13 protein-coding genes and 1 tRNA gene are annotated in these 12,455 nt (G+C 66.9%); 6 read left to right on the top strand and 8 right to left on the bottom strand.

Going from position 1 to position 12,455, the window contains the following annotated elements; all coding sequences use genetic code 11:
* Nucleotides 1-6 precede the first annotated feature (6 nt).
* Both ACN2C7_RS02680 and ACN2C7_RS02675 read left to right on the top strand, forming a co-directional pair.
* Nucleotides 7-411 (top strand): PTS sugar transporter subunit IIA, encoded by a 405-nt coding sequence (locus ACN2C7_RS02680; protein ID WP_419319683.1) that lies wholly within the window; start codon nucleotides 7-9, stop codon nucleotides 409-411.
* On the top strand, nucleotides 408-686 hold the full coding sequence (locus ACN2C7_RS02675; protein ID WP_419319682.1) for an HPr family phosphocarrier protein: 279 nt from the start codon (nucleotides 408-410) through the stop codon (nucleotides 684-686). The genes ACN2C7_RS02680 and ACN2C7_RS02675 overlap by 4 nt, the downstream gene beginning before the upstream one ends.
* Before the next feature lie 42 nt (nucleotides 687-728).
* On the opposite strand, the gene ACN2C7_RS02670 is transcribed toward ACN2C7_RS02675, so the two are convergent.
* Both ACN2C7_RS02670 and ACN2C7_RS02665 read right to left on the bottom strand, forming a co-directional pair.
* The gene (locus tag ACN2C7_RS02670; protein WP_419319681.1) at nucleotides 729-1,160 is read right to left on the bottom strand and encodes an acyl-CoA thioesterase; all 432 of its coding nucleotides are present in this window, start codon (nucleotides 1,158-1,160) and stop codon (nucleotides 729-731) included.
* A gap of 66 nt (nucleotides 1,161-1,226) precedes the next feature.
* Entirely contained in the window at nucleotides 1,227-1,517 is a 291-nt protein-coding gene (locus ACN2C7_RS02665; RefSeq protein WP_419319680.1) for a zinc-finger domain-containing protein, read from the bottom strand.
* 172 nt (nucleotides 1,518-1,689) lie between these two features.
* On the opposite strand from ACN2C7_RS02665, the gene ACN2C7_RS02660 reads away from it, so the two are divergent.
* The 3 genes from ACN2C7_RS02660 to ACN2C7_RS02650 all read left to right on the top strand — a co-directional run bounded on the left by ACN2C7_RS02660 (nucleotide 1,690) and on the right by ACN2C7_RS02650 (nucleotide 4,197).
* Nucleotides 1,690-2,652: an ABC transporter ATP-binding protein gene (locus tag ACN2C7_RS02660; protein WP_419319679.1), complete on the top strand. Its 963-nt coding sequence runs from the start codon at nucleotides 1,690-1,692 to the stop codon at nucleotides 2,650-2,652.
* Between the two features lie 64 nt (nucleotides 2,653-2,716).
* Complete coding sequence (locus ACN2C7_RS02655) at nucleotides 2,717-4,051, top strand: NCS2 family permease (protein WP_419319678.1); 1,335 nt, start codon at nucleotides 2,717-2,719, stop codon at nucleotides 4,049-4,051.
* A gap of 69 nt (nucleotides 4,052-4,120) precedes the next feature.
* Nucleotides 4,121-4,197: transfer RNA gene (locus ACN2C7_RS02650), tRNA-Arg, on the top strand.
* A gap of 40 nt (nucleotides 4,198-4,237) precedes the next feature.
* On the opposite strand, the gene ACN2C7_RS02645 is transcribed toward ACN2C7_RS02650, so the two are convergent.
* The 5 genes from ACN2C7_RS02645 to dnaN form a co-directional block, all read right to left on the bottom strand.
* On the bottom strand, nucleotides 4,238-5,320 hold the full coding sequence (locus ACN2C7_RS02645) for a methyl-accepting chemotaxis protein (protein ID WP_419319676.1): 1,083 nt from the start codon (nucleotides 5,318-5,320) through the stop codon (nucleotides 4,238-4,240).
* A 190-nt stretch (nucleotides 5,321-5,510) separates the two neighbouring features.
* Entirely contained in the window at nucleotides 5,511-7,934 is a 2,424-nt protein-coding gene (gene gyrB, locus ACN2C7_RS02640; protein ID WP_419321527.1) for a DNA topoisomerase (ATP-hydrolyzing) subunit B, read from the bottom strand.
* 80 nt (nucleotides 7,935-8,014) lie between these two features.
* Complete coding sequence (gene recF / locus ACN2C7_RS02635) at nucleotides 8,015-9,178, bottom strand: DNA replication/repair protein RecF (RefSeq protein WP_419319674.1); 1,164 nt, start codon at nucleotides 9,176-9,178, stop codon at nucleotides 8,015-8,017.
* Between the two features lie 770 nt (nucleotides 9,179-9,948).
* Entirely contained in the window at nucleotides 9,949-10,293 is a 345-nt protein-coding gene (locus tag ACN2C7_RS02630; protein ID WP_419319673.1) for a hypothetical protein, read from the bottom strand.
* A 13-nt stretch (nucleotides 10,294-10,306) separates the two neighbouring features.
* Nucleotides 10,307-11,425, bottom strand: a complete 1,119-nt coding sequence (gene dnaN / locus ACN2C7_RS02625) for a DNA polymerase III subunit beta (RefSeq protein ID WP_419253101.1) — start codon at nucleotides 11,423-11,425, stop codon at nucleotides 10,307-10,309.
* Nucleotides 11,426-11,600: 175 nt separating this feature from the next.
* On the opposite strand from dnaN, the gene ACN2C7_RS02620 reads away from it, so the two are divergent.
* Nucleotides 11,601-11,873: a DUF2061 domain-containing protein gene (locus tag ACN2C7_RS02620; RefSeq protein WP_419319671.1), complete on the top strand. Its 273-nt coding sequence runs from the start codon at nucleotides 11,601-11,603 to the stop codon at nucleotides 11,871-11,873.
* Here the strand turns inward: ACN2C7_RS02620 and grpE are convergent.
* Entirely contained in the window at nucleotides 11,813-12,448 is a 636-nt protein-coding gene (gene grpE, locus ACN2C7_RS02615) for a nucleotide exchange factor GrpE (RefSeq protein ID WP_419319670.1), read from the bottom strand. The genes ACN2C7_RS02620 and grpE overlap by 61 nt on opposite strands.
* Nucleotides 12,449-12,455 lie beyond the last annotated feature (7 nt).

Raw genomic sequence — 12,455 nt, 5'->3', positions numbered from 1 at the left:
TCTGGCATGATCGGGCTCGTGATCGTTACGCACGGGCGTCTGGCGGAGGAGTTTGTCTCCGCCATGGAACATGTGGTCGGCCCGCAGACCGCGGTGAAAGCGATCTGCATCGGTCCTGAAGACGACATGGAACGTCGGCGTTCCGACATTCTGAAGGCATGCGCCGTCGTGGACAGCGGCGGCGGCGTGATTGTGCTCACTGACATGTTCGGCGGCACGCCCAGCAATCTGGCCATCTCGGTGATGGAACAGACCCGCGCCGAGGTGATTGCCGGCCTGAACCTGCCGATGCTGATCAAGCTGGCCAGCGTGCGCCAGCGCGAGGACCTGCAGTCCTGCGTCGCCCACGCCCAGGAGGCTGGACGGAAATATATCTCCGTGGCCTCCTACGTGCTCGCGGGAGAAAAATGAGTCGCATGGCGGAGCGGACGGTCGAAATCGTCAACGAACGGGGATTGCACGCCCGGGCCTCGGCCAAGTTCGTGAAGATGGCGGCTGGTTTCGACGCCGAGGTGACGGTCAGCCGCGACGGCGCCTGCGTGGACGCCCGTTCGATCATGGGCCTGATGATGCTGGCCGCCGGCATCGGCTCGACCATCGATATCGCCGCTGAAGGCCCCGAAGCGGACACTGCCCTTGAAGCGCTGTGCGAACTGGTGGCCAACCGGTTCGACGAAGAGCGTTAGGGCTCTAGGCGGCCAAGCGGGCGCCGGGCCGCCGCTTGGCGCCTAAGGCAGCGGTCGCGATTTGCGGTTCTCATCAATCGCCACAAAGGTGAACACACCCTCGGTGACCTTGTGCGCCTGCTCGCTGTCGCGCGGGCGGCGCCAGGCCTCGACCCCGACCTTGAGCGAGGTGCGACCGGTGTGGACGACCTTGGCGAACAGGCTGACCTCGTCGCCGACAAAGACCGGGCTGATAAAGGTCATGCCGTCGATGGCGAGGGTGGCGCACCGACCGGCCGCGCGGTGGAAGGCGATCGAGGCCGCCGCCAGGTCCATCTGCGACAGCAGCCAGCCACCAAAGATGTCGCCTTCGGGATTGGTGTCGGAGGGCATGGCGATGGCGCGCAGAACCGGCGCCTCATGCGGCCACTCGGCCGCCGCCCAGGCCTCGGCCAGGGTCTCGGCGCGGCGCGAGGCGGGAACGAGGTCGGTCATGGGTCAGCGTTTTCGAGCGAAGTGGCTACCGGTTCGCGCAAAGAGAACGCGACAAACGGAAAAACGCTAGTGGCCGCCGGCGCCTTCGTAGACGCCCGGCGCCAGTTGCTCGTTCTCGTCGCCAACCGCCGTGGTCGCCACGAAGCGGCGGTCGCAATAGGGGCAGTCGACAAAGCCGGCCGCGCCCATTTCCAGCCAGACGCGCGGATGGCCCAGGGCCCCGCCGACGCCGTCGCAGGCGATGCGGTGCGAGCGGACCATCACGGTTTCCGGCGCGGGCCCCGCGCCGATAGCCGTCACAGTGACGTCCATGGCGGTCGGAGCGGTGGCGGTGACGGTCTTGGCCTTGCGCGCCATGTTCGAAAACCCTTGAAGTCTGGACGCGGCCTTGGCTTGGCGGCGATGCAGGCATACCTATGCGACCTGTCGCGCCGCCGTCAATTCAAGCCGCGCGCCTTCCCTGCCCTATTGTCCCCCGCGGGACCTGCCTGGGCCCTATCGTCCCCTTCGGGACCTGTCTGGACGTTGCATGGACCTGCCCGCCTACGCCATCGAAGCCGAAGGCCTGTTCAAGACCTACGCCGCCACCAAGACCTCGCCGGAAAAGCGCGCCCTGAACGGCATCGACCTGAAGGTCCCGCGCGGCTCGATCTTCGGCCTGCTGGGGCCCAACGGGGCCGGCAAGTCGACCTTCATCAACATCCTGGCCGGCCTGACCCGCAAGACCAGCGGGACGGTGCGGATCTGGGATCGCGACATCGACCAGCGGCCGCGCGACGCCCGCGCCGCCATCGGGGTGGTGCCGCAGGAACTGGCCACCGACGTCTTCTTCACGCCGCGCGAATCACTGGACGTCCAGGCCGGCATGTACGGCGTGCCCAAGGGCGAGCGCCGCACCGACGAGTTGCTCAGCGCGCTGGGACTGTCCGACAAGGCCAATGCCTATGTCCGCCAGCTGTCGGGCGGCATGAAGCGGCGCCTCATGGTGGCCAAGGCCATGGTCCACCAGCCGCCGGTGCTGATCCTCGATGAGCCGACCGCCGGCGTCGATGTCGAGCTGCGCCGCCAGCTCTGGAGCTATGTGAAGGGCCTCAACGAACTGGGCGTCACCATCGTGCTGACCACCCACTATCTGGAAGAAGCCCAGGAGCTGTGCGACCAGATCGCCATCGTCAATCGCGGCGAGGTGGTGGCCTGCGAGCCGACGGCCACGCTTCTCAAGCGCATGGACAGCCGCAATGTGGTGGTCACACCCGAGCAGCCGGTCACGGTCGCGCCGGCCCTGGCCGGTTTCGAGACCAAGATCCGGGCCGGCGGGGCGTTCGCGGTGTCGTATCGCACGGGCCAGTCCAGCGTCGAGCAGGTGCTGGCGGCGGTGCGGGCCAGCGGCATACACATCAAGGACATCGCCACCGAAGACCCGGATCTGGAAGACGTCTTCGTCTCCCTGACCTATGGCGACCCTAACGCGGCCGATCCGACCAAGGACTGACGGTCAGCGCTTGCGTTCGGGAGATGCTTGGACAAACTCCACGGCGAGAGTCGGGGGTGAGTTGATGAGTTTGCTTGAACGCCAGTTTGGCCTGAAGGCCCAGGGCACCAACCTGCGCACCGAGGCGCTGGCCGGCGTCACCACCTTCCTGACCATGGCCTATATCGTCATCGTCAATCCGGCCATCCTGGGCGAGGCGGGCATGCCCGTCGCCGCTGTGGCCGCCGCCACCTGCCTGGCGGCCGGCATCGGCTGCATCCTGATGGGGCTGATCGCCAACTACCCCATCGCGCTTGCCCCGGGGATGGGGCTGAACGCCTATTTCACCTACACGGTCGTGATCGGCATGGGGGTGCCCTGGCAAACCGCCCTGGGCTGCGTGTTCCTGTCCGGTGTGGCCTTCCTGGTGCTGACCGTGGCTGGCATCCGCCAGCTGATCGTCGGGGCTATTCCCCGGCCGCTTTTCTCGGCCGTGGCGGCGGGGGTGGGCCTGTTCATCGCCTTCATCGGCCTGAAGGAGGCCGGCATCATTGTCAGCAATCCGGCCACCCTGGTCGGACTGGGTGACCTGACCAAGCCGACCGCGATCCTGGCCCTGGCTGGCCTGGCGATCATCGGGGCGCTGATGGCCTGGCGGGTGAAGGGCGCGATCCTGATCGGCATCCTGCTGGTGGCGGTTCTGGGCTGGTTCATGGGCCTGTCGAAGATCGCGCCGGGCGGCTATTCCCTCGCCGAGCTGTCGGCCACCGCCTTCCAGCTCGACATTCCCGCCGCCCTGAACCTGGGCGGCGGCGCCAAGGCCGGCATGGCGATGGCCATGGCCGAGATCATCTTCGTGTTCCTGTTCGTCGATCTGTTCGACAATGTCGGCACCCTGGTGGCCGTGACCAAGAAGGCCGGGCTGGTGGCGCCCGATGGTTCGATCCCGCGCCTCAACCGCATCCTGCTGGCCGACTCGGTGGCCACCATCGCCGGTTCGGTGGCCGGCACCAGCACCGTGGTCAGCTATATCGAGAGCGCCTCGGGCGTGCAGGCCGGCGGTCGCACCGGCTTGACGGCGGTCATTGTCGGCCTGCTGTTCCTGCTGACCCTGTTCTTCGCCCCCCTGGTCCAGGCCATCCCGATCGCCGCCACCGCGCCGGCCCTGATCCTGGTGGGAGCCATGATGATCGGCTCGCTGGCCGAAGTGGAGTGGGACGATCCCGGCGTGGCGATCCCGGCCTTCCTGACCCTGATCACCATTCCGCTGACCTTTTCGATCGCCAATGGCCTGGCGTTCGGCATCACCAGCTATGCGGCGCTGAAACTGGCCCGGGGCCAGGCGCGGATCAGCGACTGGCTGCTGTTCGTGCTGGCCGCCCTGTTCATCGCCCGCTTCATTTATATGGGCGGAGAATAGCGGGCGACGCATAACCCCGTTTGCGCCGACCGCGCCTTTCGGCTAAGACGCCGTTCCCGCAAGGCGGACGCACCCGTAGCTCAGCTGGATAGAGCGCTGCCCTCCGAAGGCAGAGGTCACAGGTTCGAATCCTGTCGGGTGCGCCAAACTCCGAAACATCGCCAGAAGGCCGTCTGCTTGCCGCGCTCAGGCGGCAACCGACTTGGCCATTGTTTCGAGGATCGTGGCCGGCTCCTTGCTTTGCACCAGACAGCCATACCAGCCCAGGCCCTTGTAGGTTTCATAGCCTGGCGTCAGGGCATAGCCGACGGTCAGGTCGCCATCCGCATAGCTGCCCATGCCGCCGTCAGAGGTGTTGAGCGGGAAGGTCTCGGTCAGGATGCCGCGACCGTCCGACGAGGCCAGAACGCGGCCCCTCTGGTCCAGCAGCATGACCCTTGAACGGCTGCGCTCCTCGGTGGTCAGGCGCACGCCGTCGACCACGGCCTGGGCCTGGGGCTTCCAGTCGAAGTGAACGCCCAGCACGCCCAGCACCTTGCCATGGCTCAGGCCGCCCTCACGGATGGCCGTGGCGTAGGTGGCGACAGGGGCGTCATTGAGGGCCTTCACCCGCTCGATGTCGCAGGCGATAAAGTCGTCGCCGCTGGCGGTCTTCATGGCGTCGCGGAACCAGGACGCGTCGGCCGCCGAGATGTTGCGGGCGCCGGGATAGCGGTCCGGCCGCCCCGTCGCCACGACCTTGCCGCGAGCGTCGCAGATCCACAGGTCGAGATAGACGGTGTAGGCGTCCAGGATCACGCCCAGACGCTGGCTGGCGTGACGGGCGGTCTCGGGAGAGGCGTCGTCGACGCAGGCGACGACGGCGGAATCCGTGGCCCACCAGCGCACATCGCAGGTGCGTTCATAGAGGTTGCGGTCGACGATCTCGATGGCGTTCAGGGCCAGGTCGGCCAGGCGCTGGCCGCGCATATGGCCCAGGATCGCGCCGCCGATGGCGGTCAGTTCGTCAAGATCGGCGCGCACCTGGCTTTCCAGGGCGGCGGCGACCGCGTCGATCTCGGTGGAGATCTTCTTGAATTCCTCGGCCACGATGGCGAAGCCCTTGCCGGCCTCGCCCGCCCGGGCGGCGACGATCAGGGCGTTGATCGAGAGCATCTTGGCCGCGCGGTTGACGCGGGTGATCTCGCCGATCTTTTCGCCCGCGACCGCACTCAGACGTTCGGAGAGATCCAGAATCCGTTCCGGACGCAGACTGGCGTCTTGTTTCAACTTGGAGGGTCCTCACGCAATTCTATGCCGAATCGCCCGAGAGTTTCGCAAGTTGACGCCGGCGTCACTCGCGGCATGCGTCAGATCGCCGCAGGAACAACGCTTTCGTTGAATTGGCGAGCTTGACCCCTGTCTTCGCCGGGACTTTGAGCTTGGGTTGCTCAAAATACCGGCAAATCAGAGACTTGCCCTAGACGTCGACCTCGGCGTCGAGGGCGTTTTCCTGGATGAATTCACGGCGCGGCTCGACCAGGTCGCCCATCAGACGGCTGAACATGTCGTCGGCGTCGTCGGCATGATTGACCTTGACCTGCAGCAGGGTGCGAGCCTCGACGTCGAGGGTGGTCTCCCACAGCTGGTCAGGGTTCATCTCGCCCAGACCCTTGTAGCGCTGGATCGACAGGCCCTTGCGACCGGCGTCCATCACCGCGCCCACCAGATCCATCGGTCCACGGACGGTGGTCGACTTGTCCTTGCGGCGGAACACGGCCCGGCCCGAGAAGATCTCGGCCAGGGCCCCGGCCCGCTCGGCCAGACGGCGGGCGTCGGCGGCGTTCAGCAGGCCATCGTCCAGAACGACGCTCTCGGTCACGCCGCGCCGCACGCGCTTGAAGATATAGGCCGTGTCGCCGCGCTCGCCGGTCCACAGGCCATCGCCCTCCTCGGCATAGAGGTCGAGGCGGGCGGCGGCAGCAGCGATGTCGGGGCTTTCGCTGAGCAGGCCGGCCAGGGCCGTCTGCTCCACGGCGAAGGCCGGGGCGCGGGCGGCCAGACGATCGATATTGCCCTTGGCCTGACGGCACAGCTGGATCAGGGCCAGCAGGTCCTTGCCGGTGCGACGCTCGCCGGACGGCAGGTCCAGTTCAGCCCCGTCGACGCCCTCGTCGATCAGGAAGGCGTCCATCTCGCTGTCGTCCTTCAGATAGCGCGAGGACTTGCCCTTGCTGGCCTTATAGAGCGGCGGCTGGGCGATATAGATGTAGCCGCGATCGATCAGTTCGCGCATCTGCCGGTAGAAGAAGGTCAGCAGCAGCGTGCGGATGTGGGCGCCGTCGACGTCGGCGTCGGTCATCAGCACGATCTTGTGGTAGCGCACCTTGTCGGCGTTGAAATCGTCGCGACCGATGCCGGCCCCCAGGGCGGTGATCAGCGTGCCGATCTGGTCGGACGACAGCATCTTGTCGAACCGGGCGCGTTCCACGTTGAGGATCTTGCCGCGCAGGGGCAGCACCGCCTGGTTGTCGCGGTTACGGGCCTGCTTGGCCGAGCCACCGGCCGAGTCACCCTCGACGATGAAGATTTCGGACTTGGCCGGATCGCGTTCGGCGCAGTCGGCCAGCTTGCCGGGCAGGCTGGTGATGTCGAGCGCGCTCTTGCGGCGGGTCAGTTCGCGGGCCTTGCGGGCGGCTTCGCGAGCGGCGGCGGCTTCAGCGATCTTGGAGACGATGGCCTTGGCTTCGGTCGGGTGTTCCTCGAACCAGCTGGCCAGACCTTCCTGCACCAGGTTTTCGACGGCCGGGCGCACCTCTGACGAGACCAGCTTGTCCTTGGTCTGCGAGCTGAACTTGGGGTCGGGCACCTTGACCGACAGCACGCAGGTCAGGCCTTCACGGGCGTCCTCGCCCCCGACGCTGACCTTTTCCCTTTTCGTGATGCCCGAGCTCTCGGCGTAGTTGGTGATGATCCGGGTCAGGGCGCCGCGGAAGGCCGAAAGGTGCGTGCCGCCATCCCGCTGCGGGATGTTGTTGGTGAAGCACAGCATGTGCTCGTGATAGCTGTCGTTCCACCACAGGGCGAGATCGATCTCGACCTTGTCCTTGCGGCCGCGAATGACGATCGGCGCCTTGAGCAGCGGCGTCTTGGCCTTGTCCAGATGGCGCACGAAGGCTTCAATGCCGCCCTCATAGTGCAGCTTTTCTTCCCACGGCTCGGCGTCGCGCAGGTCGCGGAAATAGATGGTCACGCCCGAGTTCAGGAACGCCAGCTCGCGCAGGCGATGCTCCAGCGTCTTGCGGTCAAATTCGATGAACGCGAAGGTCTCAAGCGACGGGAAGAAGGTCACTTCGGTGCCGGTCAGAAAGTCGCCGGCCTTGGGCGTGCCTTCTTCGCGGATCGGCGAGTCGCCCGTCACCTTCAGGGACGACACGGCGTCGCCGCGCTCGAAGCGCATCTGGTGGGACTTGCCGTTGCGGTGAACCTTCAGCTCCAGCCAGTCGCTGAGCGCGTTGACCACCGAAACGCCCACGCCGTGCAGGCCGCCCGAGACCTTGTAGCTGTTCTGGTCGAACTTACCGCCGGCATGCAGCTGGGTCATGATGACCTCGGCCGCCGAGACGCCTTCGCCTTCGTGGATGTCGACCGGTATGCCGCGACCGTCGTCGGTGACCGTCACCGAACCGTCGGCGTTGAGGATCACCTCCACCTTGGTGGCGTGACCGGCCAGGGCCTCGTCGATGGCGTTGTCGACCACCTCATAGACCATGTGGTGCAGACCCGAGCCGTCATCGGTGTCGCCGATATACATGCCGGGGCGCTTGCGCACCGCGTCCAGGCCCTTGAGCACCTTGATCGAGTCGGCGTCATAGTCGCCGCTCATCACTTCAGGGGCCGCCATCTGCGAGCCGTCGGCAGTGGTCAGGCGATCGCCGCTGTTGTCTTCACCAGCGTCTTTGGGCGGGCCTTCGGTCTCTTGCGTCATACGTCTTCCAAAGCGGTCAGGCCGGCGTCGCACACGCGAACGCCAAGAGCCCGACCTTTGAGGTGGTCGAACAGCAACTCGTCCGTGCCGGTGAGGAAGGCCTGGAGCTTGAGCGCCGTGATTTCGTCGGCCAAAGCGGCTCGCCTCGTGAGGTCGAGATGCGCGGCGACTTCGTCGAGCAATACTATAGGATTCGGCGCGGATTCCGCACGCGAAAGTCGCGCCGCCTGGGCCAAAACCAGGTTCAGAATCAGCGCTTTCTGCTCCCCGGTCGAGCATTCCGCCGCCGGACGGTCCTTCTCGACATGCAGGATGTCCAGATCACCCCGATGCGGGCCGGTCAGGGCCCGTCCGGCGGCGCCGTCGCGGGGCCGGGCGGCGGCCAGGGCGGTGGCCAGACGCAGCTCGATCTCGGCGAATTCGACGCCTTCGAGCGCCAGTTTTTCCCACTCGCCGGTCAGGGACAGCTTCGCCTGCGGGAAGGGCCGGTCGCCGCGCCCGTCGATCTCGGCCTGCAGGGCGATCAGCGTCCGCGCGCGCGCCTCCGCCATCAGGGCGCCGGCCTCGGCGAGGCGGGCTTCCAGAGCGGTCAGCCACACGGGGTCGGCCGGCGCCCCGCTTTCAAAGGCGTCGGTCAGCAGGCGCATGCGTTCGCGCTGGGCCTTGTCATAGGCGTTGGCGTGGGCGGCGTGAGACGGTTCGCCGGCGAAGACCAGCCGGTCGAAAAAGCGGCGGCGCTCGGAGGCGGCTTCCAGGAACAGCCGGTCCTGGGCCGGGGTCAGCCAGATGGGGCGGATGTGATCGGCCAGCCGGCCGGGCGGCACGGTCTCGCCATCCACCCGCACCAGCCGCCGGGTCTGGCCGCCGGTCTCGACGCCCGTGCCCAGTTGCACCGGCTCCTCCAGTCCCGCCTCGACCTGCGCCGCCACGGCCCAGGCCCGGCCGGTGGCCTCGCCCGGCAGCCGCCGCCCCACCTCGGCCAGGCTGGAGCCGCGCAGGCCCTTGCCGGGCGACAGCAGGCTGATGGCTTCCAGCAGGTTGGTCTTGCCGGCGCCGTTGGCCCCGAACAGATAGACGCTGGCGCCGCCCGTCTCGAGGCGGGCGTGCGCGTAGGACCGGAAGTCGGTCAGGGTCAGGGTGTTGATCGCGGCCGACGCCATGGGGGTCTCTTAAGGCAGGTTGGCGGTTGCGTCACTTGCCCCCTACGGGCTGCTACGCAGCCGTCTTCCCCCGGCGGGGGAAGATGAAACCCGCCGACTCATCTTCCCCCTCCGGGGGAGGAGCGCCGCAGGCGCGGAGGGGGCAAGTCTGGCGGACACAGTTTCGCGACCTCGCGCGGGAACCGCCGAGTTGATGGAAAGGGTCGCGGAGCGTCCGGACCACGTCCGGATGAGAAATAGAGAATACCGTTTCGACGAAGCCGAGCGCTCCGCGTCATCGTTATCCGTCAGCGTCCCGTCAGGTGGCCCTGTTCAGGCCTTACCGGGAGCCAAGCCGCTCCGTTTCCGGAACCGCTCGGCGGTCGAGGCGGGCGAGCCAAGCTAATGACTAATGAACACACCCGTCTGTCCTCATCCACGCCAACGGCGGGCGGGTCCCGCAACGCCGGGATCCCCGGACCGGTCGAGTATCCCCCTCGACCCCAGCCCCGCTCGATCACCCCCCGCCGCCGCAATGGTCGCTGGCCTTGCGCCCTTTCCTCGCGACGAGGTGGGTACAGAATACGGGAGGTTTGAGCGCGTCTGACAGGCGCGCTCGTTTTGTTTGCAGGGCGTTGATTTCACTGCTGTCTCGCAGCGATCGTTTGGGGATTGGGCGCAGTTTATCCCCGCACTTGCCCCCTACGGGCTGCTTCGCAGCCGTCTTCCCCCTGAAAGGGGGAGGACGACCTGCGCAGCAGGTCAGGAGGGGGCCTGCGGCGCTGGCCGTCCTACCCGAAATACCGCCGCGCGATCTCCAGATTGTCCTTCTGCCAGACGCCGGCCGCGCCCATCAGCACGCGCATCATATTGGCCTGGAAGATCTGGCGCGCCTCATCACGGTCGACGATCTCCCGGAGCAAAGAGTCGAAGCGGGCGTCGGGGGCGATCGACCGATGGACGGCGTAGTTCATGGCGATCAGGTCGATGCGGTGCTCGACGCTGCCGAACGCCGCCTCGACGCGCTGCGAGCGGTCGAACCAGGTCGTGCAGCCTGCAAAATCCGTCGCGTCCCAAAGGGTGAACATGTTGTCGAGCAGCTCGACAAACAGGTCCTCGCGCAGCCCCTGGATCATCTGCTCGGCGGGATCAGACCCGCAGCGGCATCAGCACGTATTTCACGCCCGGATCGGTCGGATCGACCACCAGGGTGGGGCTGGCCGGGTCGGCGAAGCGGAACTCGGCGATCGGGCCGCCGATCTGGCCGCAGACGTCCAGCAGGTAGCGGGCGTTGAAGCCGATCTCGAAGGGCTCGCCGTCATAATCGACCTCGACCTCTTCGACGGCCTGGCCGGCTTCCATGTTGCGGACGGTCAGGGTGATGCGGCCCGGCTCGATGGCCAGCTTCACCGAGCGGCTCTTCTCGGCCGAGATGGTGGCCACGCGGTCGACGGCCTTGGCGAACAGGTCGTTGTCGAGGGTCAGGATCTTGGCGTTGTCGCGCGGAATGACCCGCAGATAGTCGGGGAAGGCGCCGTCGATGACTTTCGAGGTCAGGGCGGCCGCGCCGAACTCGAAGCGCACCTTCTGGGCCGAGACCTGCAGGTCGACATGCTCGCCGGCCGATTCCATCAGGCGGCGGGCTTCCTGGATGGTCTTGCGCGGCACGATGATGCCCGGCAGGCCGGCGGCGCCCTCGGGGGCGTCCATCTCGGCCAGGGCCAGGCGGTGGCCGTCGGTGGCCACGGCCCGCAGCTTGACCACGCCGCCTTCGTTGACGGTGTGGAGATAGAGGCCGTTGAGATAGTAGCGGGTCTCTTCGGTGGAGATCGCGAACCGGGTCTTGTCGATCAGCCGGATCAGTTCGTTGGTGTCGACGGCGATGCGGCCCGAGAGGCCGTCGCTGCTCATCACCGGGAAGTCGCCGGCCGGCAGCACCGGCAGGTTGAAGCGCGAGCGGCCGGCCTGGATCACCAGGCGCGGGTCATCGCCGCTGAAGCTGAGCGACACGTCCGAACCGTCCGGCAGCTTGCGGACAATCTCGTACAGGGTCTGGGCGGGCGCGGTGATCTGGCCCGGCACCTCGATCTGGGCCCGGCCCTCGTCGATGATCTCCATGTCCAGGTCGGTGGCCGAGAAGCTCAGCGTGTCGCGATCCGCTGAAAGCAGGATGTTCGACAGGATCGGGATGGTGTTGCGGCGCTCGACGACGCTCTGCACATGACCCAGCGCCTTCAGCAGCGCCGCCCGTTCAATCGTAAGCTTCATAAATCAGGTCCAGGTTCCGGGACCACGCGCGTCGAGAGAATCCCCGCGTTGTCCCGTTAAGAATGGACCGCCGACATTAGCGAAATCGCGCGCTTGGGGAAGAGGGCGGGCCCCCTTGCAGGCACGGAAACCGCGCCTATCTTTTGAGAATAGTTCGCAACTAGGATCGTGCGCCATGCGCCTCGCCCTCAAGACCCTGACCTACGCCTCGATGCACCTGACCGTGGCGGTGGCCGTCGCCTATGCCCTGACCCGCGACTGGCGGATCGCCCTGGCGGTGGGCGTCGTCGAACCGCTGGTCCAGACGGTGTTCTTCAACCTGCACGAACGGGCCTGGTCACGCGCCGACAAGGCTCGCGACCAGGGGGCGCGCGACCAGAAAAAGCGTCAGGACTTGATGTCGACCGAACCGCCCGAGCCGTCGGCCTCGGTGTTGGCGCCCGCATAGGGATTGGCGCCGCCGCCCGACGAGGGTTCAGCCGAACCCGGCGCCGTCGAGCCCTTGGCCGCCACGGCGACCATGGCCGGGCGGACCAGGCGACCCATCAGCTCGTAACCGGCCTGCAGGAACTGGATGACGCCGCCGGCCGCGACCTCGGTCGAGGGCTGCTCCATCACCGCCTGGTGCAGGTGGGGGTCAAACTTCTCGCCCTTGGCCGGCTCGATCTTCTTCAGGCCATTGCGTTCGAAGGCCGCCAGAAGCTCCTTCTCGGTCATCTCGACGCCGATGATGTAGTTGGTCACGGCCGGATCCTGCGAGTCGCGCGGGCTCATGGCGGTGGCGCGCGCCAGATTGTCGGCGGCGGCCAGCAGGTCGCGGGCGAACTTCTGGATCGCATAGGCGCGGGCGTCGTTCATTTCGCGCTCGGCCCGGCGCTTGGTGTTCTCGGCGTCGGCCAGATAGCGCAGGGCCTGATCCTTCAGGGCCGCCACTTCCAGCTTCAGCGCCTCGATTTCCTGGGCGGCGTCCTCGGCTTCCGGGGCCATGTCCATCTCTTCAACCGGCGCTTGATCGTCGCTCATGGTCCTA

The sequence above is a fragment of the Caulobacter sp. ErkDOM-E genome (genome assembly GCF_048541895.1).
Classification (GTDB): domain Bacteria; phylum Pseudomonadota; class Alphaproteobacteria; order Caulobacterales; family Caulobacteraceae; genus Caulobacter.
The sequence above is the reverse complement of the archived record's forward strand: the minus strand, read 5'-3'. Positions and strand labels throughout refer to the sequence as shown.

Excerpts from the sequence above, each read along its gene's own strand:
- ACN2C7_RS02670 (WP_419319681.1), bottom strand. The coding sequence starts at position 1,160 with ATGACCGACCTCGTTCCCGCCTCGCGCCGCGCCGAGACCCTGGCCGAG.
- ACN2C7_RS02655 (WP_419319678.1), top strand. The coding sequence starts at position 2,717 with ATGAGTTTGCTTGAACGCCAGTTTGGCCTGAAGGCCCAGGGCACCAAC.
- ACN2C7_RS02680 (WP_419319683.1), top strand. The coding sequence starts at position 7 with ATGATCGGGCTCGTGATCGTTACGCACGGGCGTCTGGCGGAGGAGTTT.
- ACN2C7_RS02630 (WP_419319673.1), bottom strand. The coding sequence starts at position 10,293 with ATGATCCAGGGGCTGCGCGAGGACCTGTTTGTCGAGCTGCTCGACAAC.
- ACN2C7_RS02660 (WP_419319679.1), top strand. The coding sequence starts at position 1,690 with ATGGACCTGCCCGCCTACGCCATCGAAGCCGAAGGCCTGTTCAAGACC.
- recF (WP_419319674.1), bottom strand. The coding sequence starts at position 9,178 with ATGGCGTCGGCCGCGATCAACACCCTGACCCTGACCGACTTCCGGTCC.
- ACN2C7_RS02620 (WP_419319671.1), top strand. The coding sequence starts at position 11,601 with ATGCGCCTCGCCCTCAAGACCCTGACCTACGCCTCGATGCACCTGACC.
- grpE (WP_419319670.1), bottom strand. The coding sequence starts at position 12,448 with ATGAGCGACGATCAAGCGCCGGTTGAAGAGATGGACATGGCCCCGGAA.
- dnaN (WP_419253101.1), bottom strand. The coding sequence starts at position 11,425 with ATGAAGCTTACGATTGAACGGGCGGCGCTGCTGAAGGCGCTGGGTCAT.
- gyrB (WP_419321527.1), bottom strand. The coding sequence starts at position 7,934 with ATGGCGGCCCCTGAAGTGATGAGCGGCGACTATGACGCCGACTCGATC.
- ACN2C7_RS02675 (WP_419319682.1), top strand. The coding sequence starts at position 408 with ATGAGTCGCATGGCGGAGCGGACGGTCGAAATCGTCAACGAACGGGGA.
- ACN2C7_RS02665 (WP_419319680.1), bottom strand. The coding sequence starts at position 1,517 with ATGGCGCGCAAGGCCAAGACCGTCACCGCCACCGCTCCGACCGCCATG.